At 41.7% G+C, this 2,167-nt stretch carries 4 protein-coding genes; 2 read left to right on the top strand and 2 right to left on the bottom strand.

The genetic code is table 11. The features are described from left to right. Positions 1–9 precede the first annotated feature (9 nt). Both secG and tpiA read right to left on the bottom strand, forming a co-directional pair. Complete coding sequence (gene secG, locus V7L97_RS06660) at positions 10–354, bottom strand: preprotein translocase subunit SecG (protein ID WP_333654415.1); 345 nt, start codon at positions 352–354, stop codon at positions 10–12. 15 nt (positions 355–369) lie between these two features. Beyond that, complete coding sequence (tpiA, locus tag V7L97_RS06655) at positions 370–1,113, bottom strand: triose-phosphate isomerase (RefSeq protein WP_333654413.1); 744 nt, start codon at positions 1,111–1,113, stop codon at positions 370–372. Between the two features lie 94 nt (positions 1,114–1,207). Here tpiA and V7L97_RS06650 point away from each other — a divergent pair, with 94 nt between their 5' ends. After that, positions 1,208–1,906, top strand: coding sequence for a SprT-like domain-containing protein (locus V7L97_RS06650; RefSeq protein ID WP_333654412.1), 699 nt, complete (start codon positions 1,208–1,210; stop codon positions 1,904–1,906). Positions 1,907–1,921: 15 nt separating this feature from the next. Then, a complete protein-coding gene (locus tag V7L97_RS06645; protein ID WP_333654411.1) occupies positions 1,922–2,071 on the top strand; it encodes a hypothetical protein in 150 nt (49 codons plus the stop codon). Positions 2,072–2,167: the final 96 nt, after the last annotated feature.

The following is a 2,167-nucleotide window of genomic DNA, read 5'->3' as shown; positions in this document are numbered from 1 at the left end:
ACTCATTCACTATTTATTGAGAGGTTTTTGCGGTATCTGCTGAGGCTGCTGTGATATCGGCTGCTGCGGCAACTGCGGTATCGCCTTCTGCTGTTCTGCAGGAGCAGTTTGCTTTATGACAGAAGTTGTTTTTGTTGTGACCATTGTCAGTGCAAGGGATGTGAGCATGAAGACAACGGCAGCAACTGTCGTGAGTTTGTTTAAAAATGTTGCTGCACCCCTGCTTCCGAAAAGGGTCTGGCTTGAGCCTCCGAATGCTGCTCCCATTTCAGCGCCCTTTCCGCTCTGCAATAAAACTACGGCAATCAAAAAGAGCGATGCCAGTATATGAATGATTATTATAAAGGTTGCCATTACTTCCTCCTTATTTTATCTTTTAAACTTTACTATCCTTGCAAAACTGTCAGCCTTCAGGCTTGCCCCGCCAACAAGGGCGCCGTCAACATCTTCGCAAGCCATCAAGGCATCTATATTATCGGGTGTTACGCTTCCGCCATAGAGTATCCTGATTTCATTTGCCTTATCACCGTAAAGCGAGGCAAGTCTTTCACGAATATACTTATGGGCTTCCTGCGCCTGCTCTGTAGTTGCTGTCCTTCCTGTTCCTATTGCCCAGATTGGTTCGTAAGCTACCACAATGCCGTCAGGAGATATATCTTTCAGTCCTTCCTCTATTTCCGTTTTCAGGACATCAAAGGTTTTTCCTGATTCCCTTTCTTGCAGGGATTCTCCGATACAGAAGATTATACCAAGTTCGTGTTTTCTTGCTGCCTTTATCTTTTTATTTATTATTTCGTCTGTCTCGTGGAAATACTGGCGTCTTTCGGAATGCCCTATTATCACATGCTTGCAGCCGATGTCGGTAAGCATGGCAGGCGCTATCTCTCCGGTATAGGCTCCTTTTTCTTCGTAAAATACATCCTGAGAAGAAAGCTGTATGTTTGTATTTTTAATTATTGATGACGCGGTATGAAGTGATGTAAATGGCGGCGCAATGACGATATCGACATTGTTTGCATCCTGAACAAGGGAAATGAATTCCTTTAGGAATGATTCGGTCTCACCAACAGTCTTGTTCATCTTCCAGTTTGCTGCTATAAACGGCCTTCTCATAAGTATGTAATTTAGTTTATGGAGTTGGTTTATGTCAAGATAGCCTTGCTCCGTTTGGCTGCAGATTATGGCTTAGTTTTAGCAGAAACTTTTATTGTATATTATACTTATGACCACAGAGCAGTTGTCTTTACCGATATCTTATGACGAAGATTCACTCAGGGATTATCTTGAAAAGATAACAGGCAAAAGCATTTCCTTAAAAATTACCGACAACTCCACCAGCATGATTTCATTGAAGACAAAAGGCGGGATTGTGTATGTCAGGCTCCACAGGATGTTTCTTGATGCAGGCAATGATGTTATTTTCGAGATAGCGCAGTTCATAAAAAACAGAAAGGCAAGGACGCCGCTCATTAGAGATTTCATAAAGCAGAACAGCAATTGCCTGAAGAAGAAGCCTCCCAAAAAATTAAGTATTAATACACAGGGTAAATATTACGACCTTCGTGAAATATATGCAAATGTAAACGGTGAATACTTTAACGGAAGGGTTACAGCCTCTATTACATGGGGAATAAAGATCTCCCGTTATGCTGTGAGAAGGAGGACACTTGGAAGTTACAGCAGCCATACGAATACCATAAGGATCAATCCAATTCTCGATAAAAAATCGGTTCCACGTTATTTTATAGAATTCATTGTTTACCATGAAATGCTCCATGCCGACATGGATGTTGAGGCCAAAAACGGCAGACGTTCTGTGCATTCGAGAGAATTCAAAAGGCGGGAGAAATTGTTCAAACATTACGAAAGGGTTGTGGCTTGGGAGAAGGGAAAGGCAGTGGAGTGATGGAGGAATGGAGCATTGAAAGGGAAAAATAAAATTGGAAAAAAGAAGAGGGAAGAAAAAACTCCAAAAGAACAGCATATCTCCATATGCACAAATAAAGACTGCAAATTGAGAAAGGCAGGGTGCAAGGGATTTGAGGCATGTCCCGGCTATAAAGGCAGATAGGAATATTAAGAAATATGAAGCTCTATGAGGTTAGGAATTTCTTTTAAAACCTTTAGAAACTCCGTTAATTGTGCGTAATCCTTATACCTGAGCGAT

The sequence above is a fragment of the Dissulfurispira sp. genome (assembly GCF_036745535.1).
Classification (GTDB): Bacteria; Nitrospirota; Thermodesulfovibrionia; order Thermodesulfovibrionales; family Dissulfurispiraceae; genus Dissulfurispira.
The sequence above is the reverse complement of the archived record's forward strand: the minus strand, read 5'-3'. Positions and strand labels throughout refer to the sequence as shown.

Coding starts and splice junctions, on each gene's coding strand:
- secG (WP_333654415.1), bottom strand. CDS start 354: ATGGCAACCTTTATAATAATCATTCATATACTGGCATCGCTCTTTTTG.
- tpiA (WP_333654413.1), bottom strand. CDS start 1,113: ATGAGAAGGCCGTTTATAGCAGCAAACTGGAAGATGAACAAGACTGTT.